At 65.7% G+C, this 24,891-nt stretch carries 20 protein-coding genes; 15 read left to right on the top strand and 5 right to left on the bottom strand.

The window, feature by feature from the left end; all coding sequences use genetic code 11:
• Positions 1–152 precede the first annotated feature (152 nt).
• The 5 genes from GD628_RS03505 to purM are packed head-to-tail and all read left to right on the top strand — an operon-like array spanning position 153 to position 4,603.
• Positions 153–1,157 carry an asparaginase gene (locus GD628_RS03505; RefSeq protein WP_091602242.1) on the top strand — a complete coding sequence of 335 codons (1,005 nt, stop codon included), beginning with the start codon at positions 153–155 and terminating at the stop codon, positions 1,155–1,157.
• A 2-nt stretch (positions 1,158–1,159) separates the two neighbouring features.
• Positions 1,160–1,540: a sterol carrier family protein gene (locus GD628_RS03510; protein ID WP_091601875.1), complete on the top strand. Its 381-nt coding sequence runs from the start codon at positions 1,160–1,162 to the stop codon at positions 1,538–1,540.
• Between the two features lie 25 nt (positions 1,541–1,565).
• Positions 1,566–1,886, top strand: a complete 321-nt coding sequence (locus tag GD628_RS03515; protein ID WP_091601872.1) for a polysulfide reductase NrfD — start codon at positions 1,566–1,568, stop codon at positions 1,884–1,886.
• Positions 1,887–1,937: 51 nt separating this feature from the next.
• Positions 1,938–3,491 carry an amidophosphoribosyltransferase gene (gene purF, locus GD628_RS03520; RefSeq protein ID WP_091601869.1) on the top strand — a complete coding sequence of 518 codons (1,554 nt, stop codon included), beginning with the start codon at positions 1,938–1,940 and terminating at the stop codon, positions 3,489–3,491.
• Complete coding sequence (gene purM, locus GD628_RS03525) at positions 3,488–4,603, top strand: phosphoribosylformylglycinamidine cyclo-ligase (protein ID WP_152273836.1); 1,116 nt, start codon at positions 3,488–3,490, stop codon at positions 4,601–4,603. Before purF ends, purM begins: the two co-directional genes overlap by 4 nt.
• 226 nt (positions 4,604–4,829) lie before the next feature.
• Here purM and GD628_RS03530 read toward each other — a convergent pair whose 3' ends face one another.
• On the bottom strand, positions 4,830–5,066 hold the full coding sequence (locus GD628_RS03530; protein WP_091601863.1) for a DUF3073 domain-containing protein: 237 nt from the start codon (positions 5,064–5,066) through the stop codon (positions 4,830–4,832).
• A 274-nt stretch (positions 5,067–5,340) separates the two neighbouring features.
• Here GD628_RS03530 and GD628_RS03535 point away from each other — a divergent pair, with 274 nt between their 5' ends.
• Entirely contained in the window at positions 5,341–7,269 is a 1,929-nt protein-coding gene (locus GD628_RS03535; protein WP_152273837.1) for a septum formation family protein, read from the top strand.
• A 96-nt stretch (positions 7,270–7,365) separates the two neighbouring features.
• Here the strand turns inward: GD628_RS03535 and clpB are convergent, their stop codons facing one another.
• Complete coding sequence (gene clpB, locus GD628_RS03540; protein ID WP_091601857.1) at positions 7,366–9,990, bottom strand: ATP-dependent chaperone ClpB; 2,625 nt, start codon at positions 9,988–9,990, stop codon at positions 7,366–7,368.
• A gap of 214 nt (positions 9,991–10,204) precedes the next feature.
• The gene (locus GD628_RS03545) at positions 10,205–10,807 is read right to left on the bottom strand and encodes an SRPBCC domain-containing protein (protein WP_091601855.1); all 603 of its coding nucleotides are present in this window, start codon (positions 10,805–10,807) and stop codon (positions 10,205–10,207) included.
• Between the two features lie 323 nt (positions 10,808–11,130).
• On the opposite strand from GD628_RS03545, the gene betT reads away from it, so the two are divergent.
• From betT to GD628_RS03570, 5 genes are all read left to right on the top strand, one after another.
• Entirely contained in the window at positions 11,131–13,239 is a 2,109-nt protein-coding gene (betT, locus tag GD628_RS03550; protein WP_152273838.1) for a choline BCCT transporter BetT, read from the top strand.
• Positions 13,236–14,726 carry an aldehyde dehydrogenase family protein gene (locus GD628_RS03555; RefSeq protein ID WP_152273839.1) on the top strand — a complete coding sequence of 497 codons (1,491 nt, stop codon included), beginning with the start codon at positions 13,236–13,238 and terminating at the stop codon, positions 14,724–14,726. The genes betT and GD628_RS03555 overlap by 4 nt, the downstream gene beginning before the upstream one ends.
• A 5-nt stretch (positions 14,727–14,731) precedes the next feature.
• Positions 14,732–16,345: a GMC family oxidoreductase gene (locus tag GD628_RS03560; protein ID WP_152273840.1), complete on the top strand. Its 1,614-nt coding sequence runs from the start codon at positions 14,732–14,734 to the stop codon at positions 16,343–16,345.
• Positions 16,346–16,421: 76 nt separating this feature from the next.
• Entirely contained in the window at positions 16,422–18,368 is a 1,947-nt protein-coding gene (locus tag GD628_RS03565) for a penicillin-binding transpeptidase domain-containing protein (RefSeq protein ID WP_152273841.1), read from the top strand.
• Between the two features lie 67 nt (positions 18,369–18,435).
• A complete protein-coding gene (locus tag GD628_RS03570) occupies positions 18,436–20,196 on the top strand; it encodes a penicillin-binding transpeptidase domain-containing protein (protein ID WP_152273842.1) in 1,761 nt (586 codons plus the stop codon).
• Here the strand turns inward: GD628_RS03570 and GD628_RS03575 are convergent.
• Positions 20,193–20,636, bottom strand: a complete 444-nt coding sequence (locus GD628_RS03575; RefSeq protein WP_091602236.1) for a YccF domain-containing protein — start codon at positions 20,634–20,636, stop codon at positions 20,193–20,195. The genes GD628_RS03570 and GD628_RS03575 overlap by 4 nt on opposite strands.
• An 83-nt stretch (positions 20,637–20,719) precedes the next feature.
• Here GD628_RS03575 and GD628_RS03580 point away from each other — a divergent pair, with 83 nt between their 5' ends.
• The 3 genes from GD628_RS03580 to GD628_RS03590 all read left to right on the top strand — a co-directional run bounded on the left by GD628_RS03580 (position 20,720) and on the right by GD628_RS03590 (position 22,036).
• Positions 20,720–21,190 carry a pyridoxamine 5'-phosphate oxidase family protein gene (locus GD628_RS03580; RefSeq protein ID WP_091601839.1) on the top strand — a complete coding sequence of 157 codons (471 nt, stop codon included), beginning with the start codon at positions 20,720–20,722 and terminating at the stop codon, positions 21,188–21,190.
• A 2-nt stretch (positions 21,191–21,192) separates the two neighbouring features.
• The gene (locus GD628_RS03585) at positions 21,193–21,762 is read left to right on the top strand and encodes a HutD/Ves family protein (protein ID WP_091601836.1); all 570 of its coding nucleotides are present in this window, start codon (positions 21,193–21,195) and stop codon (positions 21,760–21,762) included.
• A 70-nt stretch (positions 21,763–21,832) separates the two neighbouring features.
• On the top strand, positions 21,833–22,036 hold the full coding sequence (locus GD628_RS03590) for a helix-hairpin-helix domain-containing protein (RefSeq protein ID WP_091601833.1): 204 nt from the start codon (positions 21,833–21,835) through the stop codon (positions 22,034–22,036).
• Positions 22,037–22,122: 86 nt separating this feature from the next.
• Here GD628_RS03590 and GD628_RS03595 read toward each other — a convergent pair whose 3' ends face one another.
• Entirely contained in the window at positions 22,123–23,715 is a 1,593-nt protein-coding gene (locus GD628_RS03595) for a DEAD/DEAH box helicase (RefSeq protein ID WP_152273843.1), read from the bottom strand.
• 272 nt (positions 23,716–23,987) lie between these two features.
• Between GD628_RS03595 and trmB the strand changes: the two genes are divergently transcribed.
• Complete coding sequence (gene trmB / locus GD628_RS03600) at positions 23,988–24,842, top strand: tRNA (guanosine(46)-N7)-methyltransferase TrmB (RefSeq protein ID WP_152273844.1); 855 nt, start codon at positions 23,988–23,990, stop codon at positions 24,840–24,842.
• Positions 24,843–24,891: the final 49 nt, after the last annotated feature.

Consider the following 24,891-nt stretch of genomic DNA (forward strand, 5'->3'; position numbering starts at 1 on the left):
CAGCGAGGGAGGCTGCCTCGATGGCGGTGCTGGGGCGGTCATCGCTCCCCTGCTTCGCTGCCCGCGCCCTCTCCCGTGCTGCCGGGGCGGAGCCTTTCCGCCGGGCTTTTCCGGCGTCCCGGACGGGTGCCGGACTTCCGTACACTGGCAGTATGTCTGCCACCTTTGCTGCCTCCGATGCCGTTGAACTCGCTGTCCTGGAGCGCAACGGCTTCATTGAATCCCGCCACGTGGGTTCCGCCGTCGTGCTTTCCGGTGACGGGTCGGTGGTCACAGCCCTGGGCGACATCACCACCCCGGTGTTCCCGCGTTCGTCGCTCAAGCCGTTCCAGGCCGTTGCCACGATGCAGGCCGGCGTACCGCTGCGGGGTCCGCAGGTAGCGCTGGCCGCTGCCAGCCACATCGGCGCGAAGGAACACACCGATGTGGTCCGCGGAATGCTCCAGGCTGCGGGCGTCACCGAAGAGGACCTGCAGTGCCCGGCGGACTGGCCGCAGGACGAACAGGCACGGACCGAGCTGATCCGTGCCGGCAAGGGCAAGCAGCGGATTGCCTTCAACTGCTCCGGTAAGCACGCGGCATTCCTGTGGGCCTGCACCGAGAACGGCTGGGACACCCGGACGTACCTTGATCCGTCCCATCCGCTGCAGCAGGGAATCGCCCGGGTCTTCGAGGACTTCTGCGAGGAAAAGCCCGCGCACTGGGCCATTGACGGCTGCGGGGCTCCGCTGGCTGCGGTATCCCTGACCGGGCTGGCACGCGGGATCGGCAAGCTGGCCAAGGCGCCGTCAGACAAGCTGGGCGATGCGCGCGCAGCCACCGTGGCAACAGCAATGCTGGACTACCCCTGGGCCGTTCACGGCGCAGGCAAGGAGAACTCCGTGGTCATGGAAGACCTCGGCATCATCGCCAAGAGCGGCGCCGAAGGCGTCCTGGTACTGGGTACGGACACCGGGGTTTCCGTGGCACTGAAAATGCTCGACGGCAACGGCCGCGCCGCCACCCTCGTGGGCCTGACGCTGCTCGCCGCCAGCGGTGCCATTGACCCGGAGGGCGTCTTCAAGGTCCTGGCCAAAACCGTTCCGCCGGTACTCGGCGGCGGCGAACCCGTCGGCAGCCTGCGCCTCGCCGCGCCGGTCACCGCACTGCTGGACTAGCCATGGCACGGCGCAGGATTTCTTCGGCAGACGGCACGGCCGCCCTCGCCGCAGCGGCGGCCGGACCGTCAGACCGGAACACCACCGCAATGGCGGTCCGCTACGCCCTCGAGGAACTCGCTGAACGGGTGCCCGGCAACTCTGTAGAGGTGCGGGTTCCGCCCTTCGGCGTCACCCAGTGCATTCCCGGCCCCCGGCACACCCGGGGTACTCCCCCGAATGTCGTAGAGACCGACGCCGCCACCTGGCTGGGGCTGGTGACAGGTGCCCTGGCATGGGCTGACGCGGTGGCTGCCGGAAAGGTTTCCGCCTCCGGGCTGCGTGCGGACCTGTCCGAATGCCTGCCACTGTTTCCGCGGCTTGCCGGCGGCGGGACAGCCTAATCTCTACTGCCGGTAGAATTTGGGCATGACTTCCGAGCAGCACAGCCCTGAACGCCGCGAGATCACCATCCGCCGAGCTCCCCGCTTTGTACCTTTTATGGCGCTGGGCGTGGTCGCTGCCTTTATTACCGCCCTGATCATGGCGTACACCGGAGACGAGAACCCGCAGTACACCCGGGAAGCCGTCCTGGGATTCTTCACCGTGATGTTCGCTCTCCCCGGTGTGGCTTTGGGTTCCATCGCCGCATTGATCCTGGACCGGATCAGCATCCGCCGCTCCGAGCACGCAGTGGTTGAGGCGGCAGACGACGAGCCCGATAGCACAGGCACTTCCCCCACCGCGTAACGCTCTGCCCCGGAGCCGTTCGTACCCGGCGGGCGTGAGAGAATAACTTCCATGGCACGCGGTGACGGAATGCTTTCCCACGATCTCATGCCCGGCGAAAAAGGACCGCAGGATGCCTGCGGAGTCTTCGGCGTCTGGGCCCCCGGCGAAGAGGTAGCGAAGCTTACCTATTACGGTCTGTACGCGCTGCAGCACCGCGGACAGGAATCCGCGGGCATCGCTACAAGCGACGGCAGCCGGATCAGCGTCTACAAGGACATGGGACTGGTCTCCCAGGTCTTCGACGAAACCACCCTGAACACTCTTCTGGGCCACATTGCGATTGGGCACTGCCGGTACTCCACCACCGGTGCCTCGCACTGGGCGAACGCCCAGCCCACCCTCGGCGCGACGGCCGCCGGCACCGTGGCGCTGGCCCACAATGGCAACCTGACCAACTCCGCCGAACTCTACGAAATGATCCTGGCCCGCCAGGGACGCCCCCGCTCGGGCGAAATTGCCCAGGGCAACACCTCGGACACCGCCCTTGTCACCGCCCTGCTGAACGGGACTGACGGCCGCTCCCTGGAAGAAACCGCACTTGAACTGCTGCCCAAGCTGCGCGGCGCGTTCTCCTTCGTCTTCATGGACGAAGGAACCCTGTATGCGGCCCGCGACACCTACGGCGTGCGCCCGCTGGTACTCGGCCGGCTGAACCGCGGCTGGGTTGTGGCCTCCGAGGGTTCTGCCCTGGCCACCGTCGGCGCAAGCTTCATCCGTGAGATCAAGCCCGGCGAGTTCATCGCCATCGACGAGAACGGCATCCGTTCCCAGATGTTCGGGGAGCCGACGCCGGCGGGCTGCGTCTTCGAGTACGTCTACCTTGCGCGCCCGGACGCTTCGATCAACGGCCGTTCGGTCTACGAATCCCGGGTTGAGATGGGCCGCCAGCTGGCCCGCGAAAACGGCGTCGAAGCGGACATTGTCATTCCGGTCCCCGAATCCGGCACACCCGCGGCCGTGGGCTACGCCGAGCAGTCCGGCATCCCCTTTGCGCACGGGTTCGTCAAGAACTCCTACGTGGGGCGTACCTTCATCCAGCCGAGCCAGACCCTGCGCCAGCTAGGTATCAAGCTCAAGCTCAACGCCCTCGAGTCCGTCATCCGCGGCAAGCGCGTGGTGGTGGTGGACGACTCGATCGTCCGCGGCAACACCCAGCGTGCAATCGTGCGCATGCTCCGGGAAGTCGGGGCCAAGGAAGTCCACGTCAAGATTTCCTCTCCGCCGGTCCAGTGGCCCTGTTTCTACGGAATCGACTTCGCTTCCCGCGCCGAGTTGATCGCCAACGGCGCCAAAGTGGAGGAAATCTGCACGTCTATCGGCGCTGATTCCCTCGCCTACATTTCCGAAGACGGCATGATTGGGGCCACCCAGCAGCCGCGCGAAAAGCTCTGCACAGCCTGCTTCACCGGCCGGTACCCCATCGAGCTGCCCCCGGCAGACCGGCTGGGAAAGAACCTGCTGGAAAACCCGTCCGACGCGGACGGCTCCAACGGCTGTGATCCGGGACCGGACAGTGAGTTCGAGCCCCTCCTGACCCCAACAGACAAGAAAGAATCGGTATGAGCGCGAGCGAAAACGCCATCACCTATGCCTCCGCAGGGGTGGACGTCGAGGCCGGTGACCGGGCCGTCGAGCTAATGAAGGCAGCGGTCAAGGCAACCCACAACGACTCGGTTCTTGGCGGGGTGGGCGGATTCGCCGGGCTCTATGACGTTTCCCGGCTGCTGACCTACAAGAAGCCGCTGCTGGCAAGCTCCACCGACGGCGTCGGCACCAAGGTCGCCATTGCCCAGGCACTGGATATCCACTCCACCATCGGGTTCGACCTGGTTGGCATGGTGGTTGATGACATCGTCGTCGTCGGCGCGGAGCCGCTGTTCATGACCGACTACATCGCCTGCGGCAAGGTAGTGCCGGAGCGTATCGCGGACATTGTCCGCGGCATCGCGGCTGCCTGCGAAGTTGCCGGCACCGCCCTGGTGGGCGGCGAGACCGCTGAACACCCCGGCCTGCTGGGCGTGAACGAGTACGACGTCGCCGGTGCCGCCACCGGCGTCGTGGAAGCTGCGGACCTGCTGGGCCCGGAGCGCGTGCGGGAGGGCGACGTCGTTATTGGTATGGCGTCCTCCGGCATCCATTCCAACGGCTACTCCCTGGTGCGCCGCGTCATCAACCACGCCGGCTGGCAGCTTGAACGCCAGATCCCGGAGCTTGGGCGCACCCTCGGCGAAGAGCTGCTGGAGCCTACGCGCGTCTACGCTGCCGACTGCTTGGACCTGGCCCGCTACGCGCCCGCTGGAGTGCACGGTTTCAGCCATGTGACCGGCGGCGGGCTTGCCGCCAACTTGGCCCGGGTCCTGCCTAAGGGCCTGGAAGCCACCGTGGACCGTTCAACCTGGGAACTGCCGCCGGTCTTCAAGCTCGTCAGCGAGCTCGGCAATGTACCGCTGCCGGACCTGGAGCGCACTCTGAACCTCGGCGTCGGAATGGTGGCGATTGTCGACGCCGCCGGTGCGGACGCTGCGCTGGCCCGCCTGTGCGAACGCGGTGTTCCGGCCTGGACCATGGGTACCGTCGGAGCCGTCACGGATTCCGAGGCCGGCGATCCCAACTACGTCCAGGGCGCCAAGGGCGTCGACGGCGGTGCCGTCCGCCTGGTGGGCAGTTACGCCTAGCCTTTCCGGAGGCTCTGCCCCCGCCTCATCGAGATGAGGCGGGGGCAGAGCCTCATCGAGATGACAGAAACTGCCCGTATCAGCCTTGATACGGGCAGTTTCTGTCATCTCGATGGAGGGGAAGCGAAGGGGAATTACCGCCTTTAACGCCCTTCAGCGGATCCACCGTGCTGGTGATCCGCTGAAGGAGGGCAATCAGTTTGCCGAAGAATGGGTTTGCCGGCATCTATCCGATGCGGCGGGAACCCTCATCATCATCGTCTTCATCGCCAAATTGATCTGCGTACTTATCCTCGTACGCCGAGTAGTCCGGCTCGGCCGGTTCCTCGGGATATCGACTCGACGGACGGCTCGAGGGTCCTGACAGCTCACGCTGCAGGGCTGAGTAGTCCGTGGCAGGAGTGAAGTACTTCATCTCGCGTGCCTGCTTGGTTGCTTTTGCCTTTTGACGGCCGCGCCCCATGGCGTGACCCCCTTTTTGCGTCGATCCGGAGGTGGTCGCTCGGGCAGGAGAGCGAGGCCCCGGAATATTTGGTCAATTTGTCGTAACTACAGGTTACATGTTTTCCCGCTGGGTTGTGCCCCTCAGGACCCGCAGGCGCACTCAACTTCCCAGTTTAGTCCTTCTCTCCCGCAGGTGCGTACTGCGCCGCGACCTGCAAATTCGCTAAAGTCAGGGAGGAACAGATGCCGCGGGACACTTTTGCGGCCATGGACAGGGAGGACCGGCGTTCACCATGAGCGATCAAAAGAGGACACCGCGGCAGGGAACAGCCCAGCCGGGGAAGTCCCCGCGCCCTTCCACCCCGAACGGAAGTACCGCGCGCCCCAAGGGATCCAGTGCCAAGCCGCCCACACCGCGAACTGCACCCCCGGTCCGGAACAACCCTGCTACAAGGAGCATTCCAGTTATTAAGCCCCAGCTGTCCGCCTCCAACGGGCGCTCCGGCCCCACCGACCCGGAGCGGGGCGCCGGTTCAGCCAAGCCCGCCAAACCTGCCAAGTCCGGAAAATCAGGACGCGGCAAGGGTTCCGGAGCACGGCGTCCGGCCGCCGCCAACCAGGGTGGCGTCCAGAAGGGCCTGCTGGGTTCAAAGGGCGGAGCCAAGCGTCCCGCTGTCCGCACCGGCCCCGGAGCCAAGAAGAATTCGAGTCCGGCGGACGAACCGTCATCGACTCCGACCGGGCCCGAGGCTGCCGGGACGAACGCCGCCCCCGGAACCGGCAAAAACGCCGCTGCTGCAACCGGCGACGGCCGAACTGCGCAGACCAGTGCCGCCGCACCCGCCCAGTCCCCGGAAACAGGTGCAGGCGCCGAAACGACCGCGGCTGCCGTTCCCGACCTGTCCGCCCACACCGACGCCCCGGCCTGGCTGTCCACCGACGGCGGGCACGACGCCGAGCTGTGGGACGGCGCTTTCGACGCCGAGTCGCAGGACGCGGCCCCGCCGGAGCCCAAAGTCATTCCCGCTGATGACGTTCACCTCGACGAACCGTCGCTGGAGACGCCGGCCATCAGCACCGATGCCGCCGAGGCGGCTTCCCTGCCGGAAACCGCCGCCGAGGTGCGGGCAGTCTCCGAGGAGGCTGCCGAAGCCGGTAAGCAGGCAGGAATCTCCGAGCCCGCCCCCGAAGGCACGGAAGTCGCCGTCGAGCCGGGGGCAGGGCTCACGGAGCTGGAACCCGCCGCAGCGGATGACACGCAGGGCGAACCGTCGAGCGAATCCGCCGTAGACGGCGATTCGAACACTGACACGGCCGCCGGCCAGTCCAAGGACGGATCCGGCGATAAGCCATCAGACGAGTCGGCCGATGATGACGCCGAGGCCGCGGACGCTCCCGTGGAGGCTCGCCCTCAATCATCCCCGAAACCTGCCGAGGCACCTGCCGAGGACAACGGCTCGAACGAGGATGCCACGGAAGCCGGCAGTGCCAAGGACAGCCCCCAGGATGAAGACGATGCTGCGTCCAAGGCGGCCGGTCCGCGGATCCATACATCGACTATCCAGGGCGGCAGCTCCGACGTCGCGGCTCCCGTCACTGACTCCTTCGAGTCGCTGACGCTGAGCAAAAAGGATCCCGATGACACGGGCGTAGTCCACACGGTGAACCCTTCCGGTGCCAGTGCCGTCCCGGCGGACTCTCGCCGTGCGCGGCGGACCCGTGAGGCCGAGGAAGCAGCCGCCCGCGGCAAGGGCCCGGGCAAGACCACCCGCACGCTGGTGCTGCTGGGGTCAATCCTCATTGTGGTGCTGCTGGGCATCTGGCTCGCCACGGTGATCGCGGACAGCAACCGGGGTGAGGGTGTCCTGGAGGATTCGGTATCTCCGGTCGATCTGGAGGCAGGCGCCTGCCTGCAGGACTTCCAGAGCGTGAATGCCGAGGTGACCGTTGTGACCTGCGAGACCGCCCACAATGCACAGCTGGTCGCCACCTCCACCTACGCTGATTCCGACACCTTCCCCGGCACCGATGCGCTGGCCGCGAAGGCAGAAGAGGTGTGTTCGTCCGTCATCTACACGGATGCGGCGTCGAAATACACCGATCTTGAACTCAACCGCGCGGTTCCCACACAGAATTCATGGAACACCGGTGACCGGCGGGTTGACTGCTTTGTTGTGGCGCCAAGTGACGAGCTGACCGAATCCCTCATTGTTCAGCCATGACCTGGGAAACGCCCAGTAAAAAGCAATAGAGCAGTAAAAAGGGAGGCTCGCACTGAGCCTCCCTTTTTACTGCTCCGCGTCAGGCAGGGAACGGAATTAGCGGACGGGTGCCGCCGCTTCGACGGTCAGGCCCGGGTCTGCCAGTTCGTCTCCCGCGACTTCCGGACGGTCCACCAGCACGGTATCTCCGTCTGAGATACGTCCGGCAAGGATTCCCTTGGCCAGCTTGTCCCCAATCTCCCGCTGGACCAGCCGGCGAAGCGGACGGGCGCCGTAGGCCGGGTCGTATCCGGTCAGTGCCAGCCATTCGCGGGCGGCATCCGTGACCTCCAGGGTCAGGCGGCGATCCCGCAGCCGGGTAGCCAGTGCCTGGACCTGCAGGTCCACGATCTCCGACAGCTCCTCCAGGTTCAGCGGATCGAAGAGAATTACGTCGTCCAGGCGGTTCAGGAATTCGGGCTTGAAGTTCGCGTTGACCATGTTCATGACCGATTCGCGCTTCTGTTCCTCCGTCAGCCCGGGGTCCACCAGGAACTGTGAACCCAGGTTCGAGGTGAGGATCAGGATCACGTTGCGGAAATCCACGGTGCGTCCCTGGCCGTCCGTGAGCCTGCCGTCGTCGAGGACCTGCAGCAGGATGTCGAAGACATCCGGGTGCGCCTTTTCAACCTCGTCCAGCAGGATCACCGAGTACGGGCGCCGACGGACCGCTTCCGTAAGCTGCCCGCCTTCCTCGTAGCCGACGTATCCGGGAGGGGCACCGACCAGCCGGGAAACCGTGTGCTTCTCGGCGTACTCGCTCATATCCAGCCGGACCATGGCACGCTCGTCGTCGAAAATGAACTCGGCGAGAGCCTTGGCAAGCTCGGTCTTGCCGACGCCGGTGGGGCCCAGGAAGAGGAAGGAACCGGTGGGGCGGTCCGGGTCGGCAACTCCGGCGCGGGAACGCCGGACGGCGTCCGAGACGGCGGCAACTGCTTTGGTCTGGCCGATGAGCCGCGATCCGATGACCGACTCCATGTCCAGCAGTTTCTGCGATTCGCCCTGCAGCATCCGTCCCGCCGGAATACCCGTCCACGACGAGACCACTTCGGCGATATCGTCCGCGGTGACTTCCTCGGAGACCATCAGCTCACGGGCTCCGTCTCCGAACTTGTCTTCCTCGGCTTCCTGCGCGGCGTCGAGCTCCTTCTGCATCGCCGGGATCTCGCCGTACAGGATGCGGGAGGCTTCCGTGAGGTCGCCGTCGCGCTGTGCCTTTTCCGCCAGGGACCGGAGTTCGTCGATCCGGGCCTTGATGTCACCCACGCGGTTCAGTCCGGCTTTCTCAGCTTCCCAGCGGGCGTTCAGGGCAGCCAGCTGCTCCTTCTTGTTCGCCATGTCTTCGCGCAGGACTTCCAGGCGTTCCAGCGAGGCCTCGTCCGTTTCACCGCTGATGGCGAGCTCTTCCATGGTCAGGCGGTCGACGGCGCGGCGCAGTTCGTCGATCTCCTCCGGTGCGGAGTCGATCTCCATCCGCAGCCGGGATGCTGCCTCGTCCACCAGGTCGATGGCCTTGTCCGGCAGCTGGCGGCCCGTGATGTAGCGGTTGGACAGAGTGGCTGCGGCCACGAGGGCGGAGTCTGCAATGGCCACCTTGTGGTGGGCCTCGTAGCGCTCCTTGAGCCCGCGGAGAATACCGATGGTGTCCGGCACGCTGGGTTCGCCGACGAACACCTGCTGGAAGCGGCGCTCGAGGGCGGCATCCTTCTCGATATTCTCCCGGTACTCGTTGAGGGTGGTGGCGCCGATCAGGCGCAGTTCCCCGCGGGCCAGCATGGGCTTGAGCATGTTGCCCGCATCCATCGATCCTTCTGCGGCCCCGGCACCGACGACGGTGTGGAGTTCATCAATGAAGGTGACTATCTGGCCCTCGGAGTTGGAGATTTCCTCCAGGACAGCCTTGAAGCGTTCCTCGAACTCGCCGCGGTACTTGGCGCCGGCAACCATGGACCCAAGGTCGAGCGAGAGCAGCGTCTTGCCGCTGAGGCTCTCCGGGACGTCCCCGGCCACGATGCGCTGGGCGAGTCCTTCCACTACGGCCGTCTTACCCACGCCCGGCTCACCGATGAGGACGGGGTTGTTCTTGGTACGCCGGCTCAGCACCTGGATGACACGGCGGATTTCCGAGTCCCGCCCGATCACGGGATCCAGTTTTCCGGCCCGGGCCATTTCGGTGAGGTCGGTGCTGAACTTCTCCAGCGCCTGCAGGGTATTCTCCGGATCTGCATTGGTCACTTTGCGGTCTCCTCGCACACTGGGAAGGGCTCCGGCCAGGGCATCGTGGCCGGCATTATTGTCCCGCAGGGCCTTACCGGCGGGACTGTTGTCCACGGACAGCGCCAGCAGCAGGTGCTCGGTGGATACGTAGGCATCTCCAAGCTGGGCTGCCTCCTGCTGCGCGGTGTTGATTACCTGCAGCAGCGGCCGCGAGAACTGCGGCTGCTGCACGGACGAGCCGGAGCTGGAGGGAAGGTCGTGGATGGCACTGCTGGCGGCGACGCTGACCGCGTCCGGATTGGCTCCTGCTGCCTTAAGAAGCGCGACAGCCACCCCCTGCCGCTGGTCCATGAGAGCCTTCAGCAGGTGCGCGGGCTCAATCTGGGGGTTACCGGCGGTGGAGGCGTTCATGGCTGCAGCCTGCAGCGCTTCCTGGCTCTTGGTGGTGAATTTGGTTTCCACGGCGGGCTCCTTCTCAGGCTCGGATAAACCGTTCAAGCTCCCGGCAGATTCAGCACCATCCCGCTGGAACGGGCTGCGCGGCCCAGGTGCCGTTTCCTTTATGGAACGCCTGGCCCACTCGCTTCATCCAACCGTACTCAACTAACTTGAGTGTACTTCACTCAACCCCAGTCTGCAAAGTTATCCACAGGCTAGACTGAGCCCTGACCTGCGTTTATTCAGGTCCAGGCAGAGGTGCATGCTGCCGCTCAAACTCCTCCCGGACGCGCTCCCACTCGGCATTGCGCGCGTGGTAAAGCTCCCGCTCCTCCGCCTCCATCTGGGCCCAGCTCACAAGGTTTGATGAGAGCTCCCGGCCCTGGACGTGCGCTTCCAGGCGGTCTATAAAGAATTCCCATCCTGGTCCGGCCGCCCATTCTCCTGCGTCTGGGTCGATGACTGCGAACTTTTTGCGAACCGAAGCATAGAGCAGCTCCAGGCGGGTTGAACCGTCAATATCCGCCAGATGGATCTCAAGTTCCCCTGGATTGCCGTGCGGCGGAATCCATGTCACGGTCAGCATGCGCGGCGGATCGCACCGCAGAATGGTCCCCGTGGAGAAACCCGCCATTTCATAATCGCCCCCGCGCCTCAGTTCTCCGCTCGGCTGGGCAAAATAGGCCGCTATCCGGGCCGGATCAGACAGGGCGCTCCAGACCTCCCCGATGGGTTGGTGCAGATCCCGCCCGATGACCAGCATCCGGGCGTGTCCGGCCTGGATCTGGCGGAGACCAAAAGACCGCTCGGTTTCGGATAGCAACACGTCCAACTCGGACATTCCCGCTCCTTCAGCTTGCCGTCAGCACGGTCCCAAAGGAGGCTTCCGGATCGATCCAGCGGTCCGGCCGGACGTCCCCGAAACCGGTCAATGTGAGGTGCGCCACGTGTTCCGCACTCTCTTGGAGGTTAGCAGGACAGCGGCGGCCCGGACAGGGCCGGAGGGATAGCCGGCCCAACGGGACGATGAGCTTTCTCCCAGGCGGCCCCAGTGCCCGCAGTTGACCCAGGTCACACAAATCCGCCTGCCATATGGGCTCTTGCTAGGCTAAAGCCCACGACTAAGGGACCTTACTTTTTATTCACACAGCCTTGAAGGATGTCATGACCAAGACTGCAGAATCCGAAGCGCCGCCCGCGGCCGTGGAGAAAACCCGCACAAACAAGGTAGTTTTCACCGGCTCGGCAGTGGGAATCACGGCCATTGCCCTCTGGGCCATGATCTCCACCGAGTCCGCCGAGGAAGTCATCGGAGCCATGGTTGGCTGGGTCTCCACCAACATGGGCTGGTACTACTTCCTCGTGGTGACCATGGTCGTGGTTTTTGTCCTGGTCCTGGCCCTTTCCAACATCGGCAGGACCAAACTCGGACCAGACCACTCCAAGCCCCAATTCGGCATCTTCACCTGGGGTGCAATGCTCTTCGCCGCAGGAATCGGCATCGACCTGATGTTCTTCTCGGTCTCGGAGCCGGTGACCCAGTACCTCGCCCCGCCCACCGGTGACGGCTCCACCGCAGAGGCCGCACGCCAGGCGCTGGTGTGGACACTGTTCCACTACGGCATCACCGGCTGGGCGCTCTACGCGCTCATGGGCCTGGCTCTCGGTTACTTCGCTTACCGCCACAACCTCCCGCTGAGTATCCGTTCAGCGCTCTATCCGATCTTCGGGAAGAAGATCGACGGCCCGCTCGGACACGGCGTGGACATTGCTGCCCTGCTGGGCACCATCTTCGGCATCGCCACTTCGCTGGGTATCGGCGTCGTCCAGCTCAACTACGGCCTGAGCTTTATGTTCGGCCTGCCCGAGAACCTCACCGTGCAGATAGCGCTGATTGCCCTGTCCGTGCTCATGGCAACCGTCTCCGTGGTGTCCGGCGTCGAGAAGGGTATCCGGCGGCTCTCCGAGCTCAATGTCATCCTGGCCCTGGGCCTGATGGTTTTTATCCTCATCGCGGGCAAAACCAGCTTCCTGCTCGACGGGATCGTGCAGAACATCGGCGACGTGCTGAGCCGTTTCCCGGCGATGACCCTGGACACCATGGCCTATGACCGCCCGGATGAATGGCTCTCCGGCTGGACCCTGTTCTTCTGGGCCTGGTGGATCGCCTGGGCGCCGTTCGTGGGCCTGTTCCTGGCCCGCATCTCCCGCGGCCGCACCATCCGCCAGTTCGTGCTCGGCGTCATGATCGTGCCGTTCGCCTTCATCCTGCTGTGGATCTCCATCTTCGGCAACAGCGCCCTGGACCTGGTCATGGGCGGCAACGCCGCCTTCGGCGAGGTGGCCATGAACCAGCCGGAACGGGCCTTCTACGGACTGCTGGAGCAGTTCCCCTGGCTGCCGGCCACCGCAGCGATCGCAACCTTCACCGGGCTGCTGTTCTACGTCACCTCGGCGGACTCCGGCGCTCTGGTGATGGCCAACTTCACGTCCCATCTGAAGGACGCCGACTCTGATGCCCCGAAGTGGATGCGCGTCTTCTGGGCCGTCATCACCGGCCTGCTGACCCTCGCCATGCTGATGGTGGGCGGTGTGACCACACTGCAGAACGCCACGATCATCATGGGGCTGCCGCTCTCGATCCTGCTGCTGTTCATCATGCTCGGGGTGTACAAGGCGCTGAGGGTTGAGCACTCGCTGGCGGCAAGCTTCCGTGCGTCGCTGCCGAGCATGATCGCGGGCCGCAGTCCGGATCCGCGCGGCGGCCGCACCTGGCGCCAGCGGCTCACCCGCGCCATGTCCTATCCCGGACGCCGGCAGGCAGCCCGCTTCGTGGAGGTCGTGGCCTGCCCGGCCCTGGCCGAAGTTCATGACGAGCTCGAGTCCAAGGGTGCGGAAGTTTCCCTCAGCCAGACCGAGGCGGGGAACGGCATCCTGACCGCAGACCTAACCGTGGGCCTTGGCGACGAGCGCCCCTTCAAGTACCAGGTCTACCCCGTGGAGTATGAGACCCCCTCCTACGCCCTGCGCAGCGCCTCGGCTGAGACGAAGTACTTCCGCATGGAGGTCTTCTCGCTGGAGGGCAGCCATGGCTATGACGTCATGGGCTACACCAAGGACCAGCTCATCACCGACGTCCTTGACCACTACGAACGCCACCTCGAATTCCTGCACCTCAACCGTGAGGTGCCTGGAAACACCGCAATCACCGAAGACCCCGTTGTCAAAGACAACTGGGACGCCGACTTTGTCGGCGGGGAGGAGAAACGATGACCACGCCCGCAACCCTTTTCATCGACGGAGCCTGGGTACCCGCGTCCGACGGCGGCACCCGTGAAATCCGCAACCCCGCCGACGGCGAGCTGGTTGCCGTCGTCTCCGAGGCCACGGCGCAGGACACCGGCAAGGCCATTGCCGCCGCCCGCTCCGCATTCGACCGCGGGGAATGGGCCGCGGTTCCCGCCCCCGAGCGCGGCGATTTCCTGCTCCGTGTCGCCGCCGAACTGAAGGCCCGCAAGGCCGACTTCGCCCGCGCCGAGACCCTGGACACCGGCAAGCGGCTGGTCGAGAGCGAAATCGACATGGACGACATCGCTGCGTGCTTCACCTACTTCGGAAAGATCGCAGGCCAGAACGCCGGCCGGATCGTTGACGCGGGGAACCCCGAGGTCGTCTCCCGCATTGAGTACGAGCCGGTGGGCGTGTGCGGGCTGATCGCGCCGTGGAACTATCCGCTGCTGCAGGCGGCCTGGAAGATCGCCCCGGCCCTGGCCGCCGGCTGCACCTTCGTGCTCAAGCCCTCGGAGCTAACCCCGTCCACGTCCATCCTGATGATGAAGGTCCTTGAGGACCTGGGCCTGCCCCGCGGCACGGCCAACCTGGTGCTCGGCGCCGGTGCCGTGGCGGGAGCGCCGCTGGCGGAATCGCCCGACGTCGACTTGGTTTCCTTCACCGGCGGCGTCGCCACCGGCAAGACCATTGCCGCGGCCGCAGCAGGAACGGTCAAGAAGGTCGCGCTCGAACTCGGCGGCAAGAACCCCAACGTTGTCTTCGCCGACGCGGATTTCGACGCCGCCCTGGACAATGCCCTGAACGCTGCATTCGTCCACTCGGGACAGGTCTGCTCCGCCGGCGCCCGCCTGATCGTCGAGGAGCCGATTGCCGAGCGCTTCACCGCCGAACTCGTCCGCCGGGCAGAGCAGATCCGGATGGGCGGGCCCTTCGATGAAACCGCTGAGACCGGGCCGCTGATTTCCGAGGCGCACCGGGACAAGGTCACTGCCTACGTGAAGAAGGCACAGGAAGAAGGCGCCCGGCTCCGCTGCGGCGGAACCTGGGGCACGGGCGAACTCGAGAAGGGCTACTACTACGCGCCCACCGTGCTGGACAACGTGAAGCGCGGCAGCTCGGCCCTCCTGGACGAAGCCTTCGGCCCGGTAGTCACCGTGGAAACGTTCAACGGCGAAGACGAAGCCGTTGCCCTGGCCAATGACACTTCCTACGGCCTGGCCGGCGCCGTCTGGTCCTCCGACGCCGGAAAAACCCAGCGCGTCGCCCGCCGGCTGCGCCACGGCACCATCTGGATCAACGACTTCCACCCCTACCTGCCGCAGGCGGAATGGGGAGGCTTCGGCATCTCCGGCGTCGGCCGGGAACTCGGACCCACCGGCCTCGGTGAGTACCAGGAAGCCAAGCACATCTACCAGAACATCAATCCCCAGGTGACCGGCTGGTTCACCGACCACGGAAAGGTCAACTAAGTTCCATGACTGATCTGCAGAAGACCGAATTCGACTACATCGTCATCGGCGGAGGCTCCGCCGGGGCGGCGGTCGCCTCCCGGCTCAGCGAGGACACGTCCGTCGAGGTCGCCCTGATAGAGGCCGGGCCGGATGACCGCGGGCTGGATGAAATCCTCCAGCTGGACCGCTGGATGGAGCTGCTCGAATCCGGCTACGACTGGGACTACCCGATCGAGCCGCAGGAAAACGGCAACTCGTTCATGCGCCACGCACGTGCCAAGGTCATGGGCGGCTGCTCAAGCCACAACTCCTGCATCGCTTTCTGGGCCCCGCGCGAGGACATTGATGAATGGGAATCACGGTTCGGCGCCGAGGGCTGGAACTCGGAAATGGCCTTCCGCCTGTTCAAGCAGCTGGAAAAGAACGAGGACGCCGGTCCTGACGCCCCGCACCACGGGGACAGCGGCCCGGTTCACCTCATGAACATTCCGCCGAGCGACCCCTGCGGCGTGGCCCTGCTGGATGCCTGCGAGCAGGCCGGCATTCCCCGCGTGAAGTTCAACACCGGTGAAACCGTCATCAACGGCGCGAACTTCTTCCAGATCAACCGCCGCGCGGACGGAACACGTTCGTCGTCGTCGGTTTCCTACATCCACCCGGTCATGGACCGGCCCAACTTCACCCTTCTGACGGACCTCCGTGCCCGTGAGCTGAAGTTCGACCAGGACAACCGCTGCACCGGCGTCGACGTGGTGGACGGGCAGTTCGCCCGCACCCACACACTCACGGCCCGGACGGAAGTGATCCTCTCCGCCGGCGCCATCGATTCCCCCAAGCTGCTGATGCTTTCGGGCATTGGCCCCGCGGCGCACCTGGCCGAACATGGGATCGACGTGCGCGTCGACTCCCCCGGCGTCGGAGAAAACCTGCAGGACCACCCCGAGGGCGTCATCCAGTGGGAAGCGAAGCAGCCCATGCGCGAGTCCTCCACGCAATGGTGGGAAATCGGCATCTTCACGCCCACCGAAGACGGCCTGGACCGCCCGGACCTGATGTTCCACTATGGCTCCGTCCCCTTCGACATGCACACCCTGCGCCAGGGCTACCCCACCACGGAGAACGGCTTCTGCCTGACTCCGAACGTGACCCACGCCCGTTCCCGCGGCACCGTGCGGCTGCGCAGCCGGGACTTCCGCGACAAGCCCATGGTGGACCCGCGGTACTTCACCGACCCGCATGACATGCGCGTGATGGTCTACGGCATCAGGAAGGCCCGCGAGATTGTGGCCTCGCCGGCCATGGCAGACTGGGCCGGCCGGGAACTCTACCCCGGGCCCGAGGTACAGACTGACGAGGAAATCACCGACTACATTCGGAAGACCCACAACACCGTCTACCACCCGGCTGGCACCGTCCGGATGGGAGCACCCGACGACGCGTTGTCGCCGCTGGATCCGCAGCTGCGGGTCAAGGGCGTTACCGGACTGCGCGTAGCGGACGCTTCGGTCATGCCGGAGCTGACCACGGTCAATCCGAACATCACCACCATGATGATCGGCGAGCGCTGTGCCGAACTGGTCCGCGAAGCCCGCAGCGAATCTGTTTCGGCCACGGGGGCCGGGACCGCCGCACGCTAGCGGTCCTGCCAGCGAAGCGGACACGGGCGCCCGGCGCCTGTGTCCGCTTTTTTGGCTCCGCCGGTACTCTATGCGGATGGGGAAAAACCGCTGGCTTGCGTCCGTCCTGTCCGTCGCCGTATTGGGGATGACCCTTACGGCCTGCTCGGAGGAGGCCCCGTCCCCGGAGGAAGCAGCGAACACACTCGCTGAAGGCCTGGCGGAACTGGACGTCTCGGACAGCGTCTTTGTTGAATCCACGGCCGAGGAGGCCAATACCCGGCTTGCGGACTGGACCTCGGGAATGGACCCGCTGAAGCCGTCAGTCAGCGTGGCCTCGGTGGAAGAAACCGGCGACGGCGAGGCGGTTGCCACCCTGTCCTACGTCTGGGACGTCAATGCCTCAGACAATGACTACCGCTATGACACCACCGTCGCGCTGCAGCGCGGGACCGAAGACGAGTGGCAGGTCCGTTTCACTTCCACCGCAGTCCACCCGGACCTGGCGCCGGAGGACCACCTGGTACGCGAGGTGTCGCCGGCTCCGCGCGGGAACATCCTCGGCGCCGACGGCGAGGTGCTGGTCACCGAACGTCCCGTGTGGCGGGTGGGGATCGACAAGACCCGCATCACGGAGGCGGAGCTCGAACCCTCCGCCGCGGCGCTGGCCGAGTTCCTGGAACTGGACCCGGCACCGTTCACGGAGCAGGTCCTCGCAGCCGGACCCGAAGCCTTCGTGGAAGCCATTACACTCCGCCAGGACTCCGTCAGCCCCCCACCTGTTTTCCAGGCCGACGTCGCTGAAATCCCGGGTGCCGCCGCCCTGAACTCCACCCTGTCCCTCGCCCCCACCCGCACCTTCGCCCGTGCCCTGCTCGGTTCAGCCGGGGAAGCCACCGCCGAGCTCATCGAGAATTCCGACGGCGCGCTCTCCGCCGGTGACATCACAGGCCTTTCAGGCCTCCAGCGCGAATACGACGACCTGCTGCGCGGCACGGATTCAGTGACCATCGCAACCGCGACCCCTGACGACGTCCGCTCCGCTCCCCTCTTCCAGGACGCCGGCTCGAGCGGTGAGCTTCACACCACGCTGGACCCGGCGGTTCAAACACTCGCGGAATCGGTACTGGAAGACGAACCCTCCGCCTCCGCGCTGGTTGCCATCCAGCCCTCTACGGGCAACGTCCTTGCCGTTGCCAACGGACCCGGCAGCCAGGGCCAGCAGACTGCCCTGCTTGGACAGTACGCCCCGGGATCCACGTTCAAACTGGCCACCACCCTGGCAATGCTTCGCTCCGGATCCACTCCCCAGGCCACGGTTGGCTGCCCGGCCGAGCTGAACGTGGACGGACGGAAGTTCAATAACGCCAGCACCTATCCCGCGCAGTTCCTAGGCGAAATCCCCCTGATCCAGGCCTTCGCCCAGTCCTGCAATACCGCGTTCATCAATGCGCGCGGCGATGTTTCCCAGGCCTCCCTTGCGGAGGCCGCCGGGAGCCTGGGCATTGGAATCGATTCCCCGATCGGCACGGGTGCCTACTTTGGTTCTGTCCCGGACAGTGCGGAGGGCACGGCACACGCTGCCTCAATGATCGGGCAGGGTCAGGTGCTCGTTTCCCCGTTCGCGCTGGCAGTAGCGGCCGCATCGATCGGCAACGGCAGCCGGGTCTCACCGGTGCTGGTCCAGGAATCGCCGACGCCGGAGACTGCATCGCCGTCGGCCTCCGCTTCACCGTCCGCAACCCAGCCCGGTGCAGCTCCGCTGACGGCTGAGGAGGCCGCGACGCTGCGCGAAATGATGCGTGCCGTGGTGACCGACGGCGGTGTGCAGCTGCTGGGCTCCGTACTCGGAGAGCCGGTGCTCGCCAAGACCGGTACTGCCGAGTTCGGCAGCGACGTTCCGCCGCGCACGCACGCGTGGGTAGTGGCACTGCAGGGGGACCTCGCCGTCGCGCTGTTCATCGAAGAAGGCGAACTGGGCTCCACGTCCGGCGGACCGGTGATGAAGGCGTTCCTGGACGGGCTGGCCGCAAGCGTCCAATAGCTCTTCGGGCACCCGGTTTTCGGCCTTTCCAGTGCCATTTCCGCAGGCGCACGGCTAGCCTTCCGGCATGGGGAAGAACCGCCTTGCTGCTGCCGCCGCAGCCTTCTCAGTACTCGGCCTCGCGCTGGCCGGATGTTCTCCTGAAGAACGCCCTGGTCCGGAACAGTCCGTCGCCTCGCTGGCCGAGGGACTGTCCCGCCTGGACGTCACCGGAAACGAGTTCGCCGGGTCCACCGTCGAGGCGGTGAACGGGATGCTCGAGTACGAAGTCGCCGGCATGAACATCAACCCTTCCGTAACGGTCGCCAAGATCGACGAGGTTTCCTCCAATGAGGCCGTAGCCACCCTGAAGTATGTGTGGGACGTCAACGCGTCGCCGGAGGACTTCAGCTACGAAACCACGGTGACGCTAGAACGCGGCCCTGACACCGGGTGGCAGACGCGTTTCCGGTCCACCACCGTGCACCCGGATCTCCTACCCGGACAGCGGCTGGTCCGCAAGGCCAGCCCGCCGCCGCGTGCGGATATTCTCGGAGCGGGCGGATCAGTGCTGATGCGGCACTGGCCGGTGTGGCGTGTGGGCCTGGACAAATCGGTACTCGGCGCCCATGAGTACGCCTCCTCTGTCTTCTATCTATCCCTCTACCTGGGACTGGACGCGGACGCGCTTGCCGCAAAGGTCCAGGCGGCGGGACCTGATGCGTTCGTTGACGTTGTGACAGTGCGGCAGGACAAGGTTTCCCCGGCATTCGAAACGGACATCGCCACCATTCCGGGAGCCGCCGCCCTTGCCGAACGACGGGTGCTGGCCCCAAGCCCCGGTTTTGCGGCCGCACTGCTGGGAAGCGTGGGACCGGCAACCGAGGAAATGGCGGCTGACGGACCGCTGGCCAAGGGGGACTTGGCCGGGCTTTCCGGCCTCCAGGGTGAATACGACTCGCAGCTGCGTGGTTCGGACGCCGTCACGGTCCGCATCCTGGACTCGGACAACTCCGCTTCGGCTCCGCTCTTCGAAGCCCCCTCAGAACCCGGCACAGCCCTTCAAACCACCCTTGACCCGGGAATCCAGTCCCGTGCGGATGCCGTCCTGGCTGACTCCCCCGGTGCATCGCTCGTGGCAGTCCAGCCGTCCACCGGCAACGTCCTGGCCGTCGCCGGCGGAACAGGGACGGACGGAACGCAACCCGCCCTGATGGGTGAGTATTCCCTCGGGACCGGGTTCGAACCCGTAAACGCCCTGGCCCGCCTGCGCTCGGGAGGATCCGGGGCGGCCGACGCCGCTGCGCTCAGCGCTGCCGCCCAGTCGCTGGGACTGGGCATTACCTCGGGCCTGGGAACGCAGGCCTTCTACGGGGCAGTGCAGAACGGCTCCGACGGAGCACAGCAGGCGGGTGCCCTCGCGGGCGGCGAAGTCCTGGCCTCTCCCCTTGCCGCAGCGGTTGCCGCGGCAACCGTTGCCCGTGGCGAACTGGTTTCACCGGTCCTGGTCCTCAACACGGAGGAGCCCGGAGGCGAAGGGGCAGGAACGCCGCCGTCGGGCACCGACGCAGCTCCCGCCATCAGCTCGAAGGAAGCCACATCACTGCGCAGCGCGCTGCGCGCCAATGTGGCCGATGCAGTTGACGGGGACGCGGTGGGAGCCCTGCAGTCTGTTTCCGGCGGGCCGGTCCTGGCAGCAGCAGGCACCGCCGAAACGGACGGTGAGAAGGCCGGCTTTGGCTGGGTGACGGCGGTCCAGGGAGACGTTGCACTGGCCGTGTTCGTCCAGGGCAGCAGCACGGATTCGGCAGCTTTGGCGGCTGCTTTCCTGGAGGGCCTGGCGGGCTAGCGGTAATACGGTCCCGGGTACGTACCGTAGGGAGCGTTGCGGTTGTAGGGCACCAGTCCGGAACCGGACGTAGGCACAATCCGCTTGCCCAGGGGCGTGAGGGAAATAGGGATCATCTTCAGGTTCGCGATGCCCAGCGGAATGCCGATGATGCTGACGAACATGGGAATGGCGGTCAGCACATGGCCGATGGCAATCCAAATGCCGGCAAAAACCACCCAGATGACATTTCCTACGGTGGCCAGCACTCCCGTTCCGCGGCCGCTGTCCACAACCGTGCGGCCGAAGGGCCACAGGGCATAGGACGCAATCCGGAATGAGGCTATGCCAAACGGGATGGTCACGATGAGCAGGCAGCAGAGAATTCCGGCCAGGACATACCCCAGCGCCAGCCAGATGCCGCCGAACAGGAGCCAGATGACGTTCAGGATTGCCTTCATGGATCCATTGTTCTCCATTTGGCCTGCGGAGTCACGGGCGGGGTGCTTACCTGCTCCGCCGTGCTTGTGCCTAGACTGGGGACATGCCGCCAACCAAAGATGCAGGTGTACCCGTCGAACTCGGATCCAGCGACTGCTGGGACTACATCCGCCAGGCGTCCGTGGGGCGGCTGGCCGTGGTGGTCGAAGGACACCCGGATATTTTCCCCATCAACTTTGCCGTGGACCACGGAACCCTGGTTTTCCGTACCGCTGAGGGCACCAAGCTCGCCGCGGCACTGAACGGGTCCGCCGTTGCCTTCGAGGTCGACGGCTACGACGACCGGCTGGGCTACGCGTGGAGCGTCGTTGCCAAGGGCACGGCATCCCGGCTCGAGTCCATCGAGGATGTCCTGGATTCCGCCGACCTTGAGCTTTTCCCCTGGCAGGCCGGGGAAAAGAACAACTTCATCCGGATTGTCCCGGCCGAGACCACCGGCCGGCGGTTCCTGATCAGCAACGCGGCACGGCGGCACGTCCTCGAAGCCCGCCGCCGCCAGGCTCTCATCGAGTAGGCATGACGAATTCCCTGGTGCGGTTCGCATCCCTTCCTTCCCGCTCCTGGGGGTCGAATTCCGGCCGCGCCAAGGACCTGGCATTCGGACCGAAGGATTCAACCGGCGCTCCCCGATGGCGCCTGTCCGCTGCGACCGTAGAAAAGTCCGGGCCGTTCACCACGTTCCCCGGCGTCGACCGGATCACGGTCCCGGTGGAAGGCGAACTGCTGGTCCTGGACGTTGAGGGTACCGAGCACGCCATGGAACGTCTCCGGCCCCTGCGCTACCCGGGCGACGTCCCGGTTCAGGCGTCCCTGCCTACCGGCGAAGTTACCGTGCTTAACACCCTCGTTAACCGGGACAGCTTCGGTGCTGCGGTCATGGTGGTGGAACTGTCCAAGAAGAATTCTCCGTCCCTGGGGGCGGACCAGTTCCTGGTACTGCTGCAGGGCTCCGCCAAGGCTTTTTTACCCGGCGAAGATGCTCCCGAAGACCTCGAGCTGCTGGACACAGTCGCCGGCGGCGCAGACCAGCCCAAGGTGTTTGGCCGCGGCTTTGCCGCCGTCGTCAGTTTCTATCCCCTCGGCTGAAGGCCCGTTCGCCGGGCGGGTAACGCCGGCACGTCTGGGCCGCGGAGCCCCGGCTGGCTAGTCTCGAACCATGGGTAAATCCCCGACGTCGCTGGATGAGCTGCCGAGAATCGGCGCCCCTGCCTCGCGGGGCCTGGGAGCAGCCGGATTCACCGCCCTCCGGCAGCTCGCCGGAATGCGGCGGCAGGAACTGGCCCGCCTGCACGGTGTGGGCCCCAAGGCGCTGGATCTCATTGAAGCGGCCTTGAACGAGCACGGCCTCAAACTCGGATAGGCCCATGCCCTGACCGAAGCCGCCCCGTTAAACAGGAAAGGCCCAGCAACCGAAAAACGGATGCAGGGCCTTTCCTAGCGTGCTTGTTAGCGTCCGCGGCGTTCGTTCGACGCCGGTGCCGATGCCCGGCGGGGACCGGCGGAGCGGGCGGGACGGCCGCTGCCTGACGGCGCAGCTGAGCGGGTGCCCGAACGGTGCGTGCCGGTTGCGGCGACGTCACCGGCGCGCTGCCCGGTGGCGGGACGGCGGTTGCGGCCCTGCGACGTTGCTGCCGCGGCCGCGCCGCGGCGTCCTTCTGGGCTGCGCTGGGCGCGGGGCGCATCGGAGGAAGCCGTGCGCTCAGCGGAGACGCGTCCGCGTCCACCTGCACCGCCGCGGCCACCGGCTCGGGTTCCGGAGCCTGAACGGGCCGCGCGCTTGCGCTGGGCGTTCGCCCCAGTGGACCGGCCGCCGCCCTGCTGCGGGGACTTTGCTGCCAGCTGGGCTGCACGGACGTGCGGTTCCACGACGGCAGCACGTTCGCCCACGAGCTTGGCAATGGACGGTGAGTTGTGGGAGACCTTCTCCATCGAGACGTCGACGCCGGCAGCCTTCATCAGCTTGGACACCTCGCCCTTCTGCTCGGGCAGGGTCACCGTAACCACGGTTCCGTCCGAGCCGGCACGCGCGGTGCGGCCGGAACGGTGCAGGTACGCCTTGTGCTCCGTGGGGGGATCGATGTGGACAACCAGCTCGACGTCGTTCACGTGGACGCCGCGGGCGGCGACGTCGGTGGCGACCAGGACGCGGACATCACCGGAGGCGAACTCGGCCAGGTTCCGGTCACGGGCGTTCTGCGAAAGGTTGCCGTGCAGGTCCACGGCGGGGATGCCGCTGTCCGTGAGGAACTTGGCCATCTTGCGGGCGTGGTGCTTGGTGCGCATGAACATGATGCGGCGGCCCTGGCCGGAGGCCAGTTCCTTGACCAGCAGCTTCTTCGCCGTCTGGTCCTGGACCAGCAGCACGTGGTGTTCCATGGTGCTGACCGCGGCCTGCGGCTCGTCGACGGAGTGGGTCAGCGGGTTGGAGAGGTAGCGGCGCACCAGCTTGTCCACGCCGTTGTCCAGGGTGGCGGAGAACAGCAGGCGCTGGCCCTTTTCCGGAGTGCGGTCCAGCAGGCGCTGGACGACCGGAAGGAAGCCGAGGTCAGCCATGTGGTCTGCCTCGTCCAGGATGGTGATTTCAACGGATTCAAGGCTGATGATCTTCTGCTTCATCAGGTCCTCGAGGCGGCCCGGGCAGGCAATGACAATGTCTACGCCGGTGGCCAGTGCCTTTTCCTGGCGCTGCTGGGAAACGCCGCCGTAGATCACGGTGGTATTGAGGCCGAGCTCGGCTGCCAGGGGCTCAATCACGTTGTTGATCTGCGTGGCGAGTTCGCGGGTCGGTGCCAGCACCAGGCCCAGCGGGCGGTTCGGCCGGCGGCGGTAGGCGGCCTCGCCCTCAGCCAGGCGGGCAACGAGCGGAAGCGAGAAAGCAAGGGTCTTGCCGGAACCGGTGCGTCCGCGTCCCAGGACGTCCCGGCCCTTGAGGGTGTCCGGCAGGGTTTGCACCTGGATGGGGAACGGCTCGGCAATTCCCTGGGCAGAGAGAACAGAAACAAGCGCCTTGGGTACGCCAAGGGCAGCAAAAGTAGTCATAAAAAGACAGGCAACTTTCGGTAAATGGCCCCCTAGGCCATCTGGCGCAGAGGGTTCGCCGAAGAAAAGTCAGACAGTGTCCACCGCACGTACCGAACGGGCGGGACAAAAGAAAGCGTTCATCGACGCAGGTTGCGCTGCTTACACACGCGGCTTTTAGGCGCGGCAGTCGCAACAACTTCCCCTAGTTTACCGGATCGCCTCCAGTTACCTAATTAGGGGTGCTTACATGCAGACCCGGCCCTGGCTGCCCCCGGGTAGCATTAACACCGATGACTACTGACCCAGCCCTGCCCGTTTCCGACGCAGCCGACGGGCCTGAAAACCCCGATTCCGTGCATTTCCGGGCCCCGGTGTCCTTCGTCCGCAGGGGATCCCGCCTGCAGGGCCGTCGCCAGCAGGCCTGGGATGAACTCTCGGATGTCTTCGTCATCGACGTTCCACGCGTGCACTCGGACACTTCGGTGGACCCGGAGTACGTGTTCGACGCCGAGGCGGCTTTTGGGCGCAAGGCTCCCCTCGTCGTCGAAATAGGTTCCGGCCTCGGCGAAGCCATCACCCATGCCGCGGAGCAGAATCCGGACAAGAACTTCCTGGCAGTCGAGGTATACCTGCCAGGTCTCGCCCAGACGCTGCAGCGCATCGGGCAGAAGAACCTGACCAATGTGCGCGTTGTGCAGGCCAACGCACCCGAAGTCCTCACCACCATGCTTCCGGCCGGTTCCGTTGACGAACTGTGGGTCTTCTTCCCCGATCCCTGGCACAAGACCCGGCACCACAAGCGGCGCATGGTCAAGGACAGCTTCGCCGAACTGGCTGCCCGGGCACTGGCCCCCGGCGGCCTGTGGCGGCTGGCCACCGACTGGTCCGACTACGCCGTCCAGATGCGTGAGGTGCTGGATGCCTCCGCGCAGTTCGAAAGCCTGCACCCGGGCGAGCGTTCCGGCGCCGGGAGCCCGCTGACCCAGGTCCGTGCACAGGGGCTCGAAGGCAAGGAGGCGTCCGACGACGTCGATACCCTGGGCGGGTGGGCCCCGCGTTTCGAGGGCCGGATCCTCACCAGCTTCGAGAACAAGGCCCACCAGGCAGGCCGGCTTATTTTCGATCTGACCTACCGCCGCATCTAGCTGCACGGCAGCATCCGGACGCACGGCACCGCCCCATCATCCCCGGACA

Source organism: Arthrobacter koreensis, assembly GCF_009193255.1.
Classification (GTDB): Bacteria; Actinomycetota; Actinomycetes; order Actinomycetales; family Micrococcaceae; genus Arthrobacter_B; species Arthrobacter_B koreensis.

Excerpts from the sequence above, each read along its gene's own strand:
- GD628_RS03590 (WP_091601833.1), top strand. The coding sequence starts at position 21,833 with ATGGGTAAATCCCCGACGTCGCTGGATGAGCTGCCGAGAATCGGCGCC.
- GD628_RS03570 (WP_152273842.1), top strand. The coding sequence starts at position 18,436 with ATGGGGAAGAACCGCCTTGCTGCTGCCGCCGCAGCCTTCTCAGTACTC.
- GD628_RS03560 (WP_152273840.1), top strand. The coding sequence starts at position 14,732 with ATGACTGATCTGCAGAAGACCGAATTCGACTACATCGTCATCGGCGGA.
- GD628_RS03565 (WP_152273841.1), top strand. The coding sequence starts at position 16,422 with ATGGGGAAAAACCGCTGGCTTGCGTCCGTCCTGTCCGTCGCCGTATTG.
- GD628_RS03535 (WP_152273837.1), top strand. The coding sequence starts at position 5,341 with ATGAGCGATCAAAAGAGGACACCGCGGCAGGGAACAGCCCAGCCGGGG.
- GD628_RS03595 (WP_152273843.1), bottom strand. The coding sequence starts at position 23,715 with ATGACTACTTTTGCTGCCCTTGGCGTACCCAAGGCGCTTGTTTCTGTT.
- trmB (WP_152273844.1), top strand. The coding sequence starts at position 23,988 with ATGACTACTGACCCAGCCCTGCCCGTTTCCGACGCAGCCGACGGGCCT.
- GD628_RS03580 (WP_091601839.1), top strand. The coding sequence starts at position 20,720 with ATGCCGCCAACCAAAGATGCAGGTGTACCCGTCGAACTCGGATCCAGC.
- GD628_RS03530 (WP_091601863.1), bottom strand. The coding sequence starts at position 5,066 with ATGGGGCGCGGCCGTCAAAAGGCAAAAGCAACCAAGCAGGCACGCGAG.
- GD628_RS03585 (WP_091601836.1), top strand. The coding sequence starts at position 21,193 with ATGACGAATTCCCTGGTGCGGTTCGCATCCCTTCCTTCCCGCTCCTGG.
- GD628_RS03555 (WP_152273839.1), top strand. The coding sequence starts at position 13,236 with ATGACCACGCCCGCAACCCTTTTCATCGACGGAGCCTGGGTACCCGCG.
- GD628_RS03515 (WP_091601872.1), top strand. The coding sequence starts at position 1,566 with ATGACTTCCGAGCAGCACAGCCCTGAACGCCGCGAGATCACCATCCGC.
- purF (WP_091601869.1), top strand. The coding sequence starts at position 1,938 with ATGGCACGCGGTGACGGAATGCTTTCCCACGATCTCATGCCCGGCGAA.
- GD628_RS03575 (WP_091602236.1), bottom strand. The coding sequence starts at position 20,636 with ATGAAGGCAATCCTGAACGTCATCTGGCTCCTGTTCGGCGGCATCTGG.
- GD628_RS03545 (WP_091601855.1), bottom strand. The coding sequence starts at position 10,807 with ATGTCCGAGTTGGACGTGTTGCTATCCGAAACCGAGCGGTCTTTTGGT.
- GD628_RS03510 (WP_091601875.1), top strand. The coding sequence starts at position 1,160 with ATGGCACGGCGCAGGATTTCTTCGGCAGACGGCACGGCCGCCCTCGCC.
- betT (WP_152273838.1), top strand. The coding sequence starts at position 11,131 with ATGACCAAGACTGCAGAATCCGAAGCGCCGCCCGCGGCCGTGGAGAAA.
- GD628_RS03505 (WP_091602242.1), top strand. The coding sequence starts at position 153 with ATGTCTGCCACCTTTGCTGCCTCCGATGCCGTTGAACTCGCTGTCCTG.
- purM (WP_152273836.1), top strand. The coding sequence starts at position 3,488 with ATGAGCGCGAGCGAAAACGCCATCACCTATGCCTCCGCAGGGGTGGAC.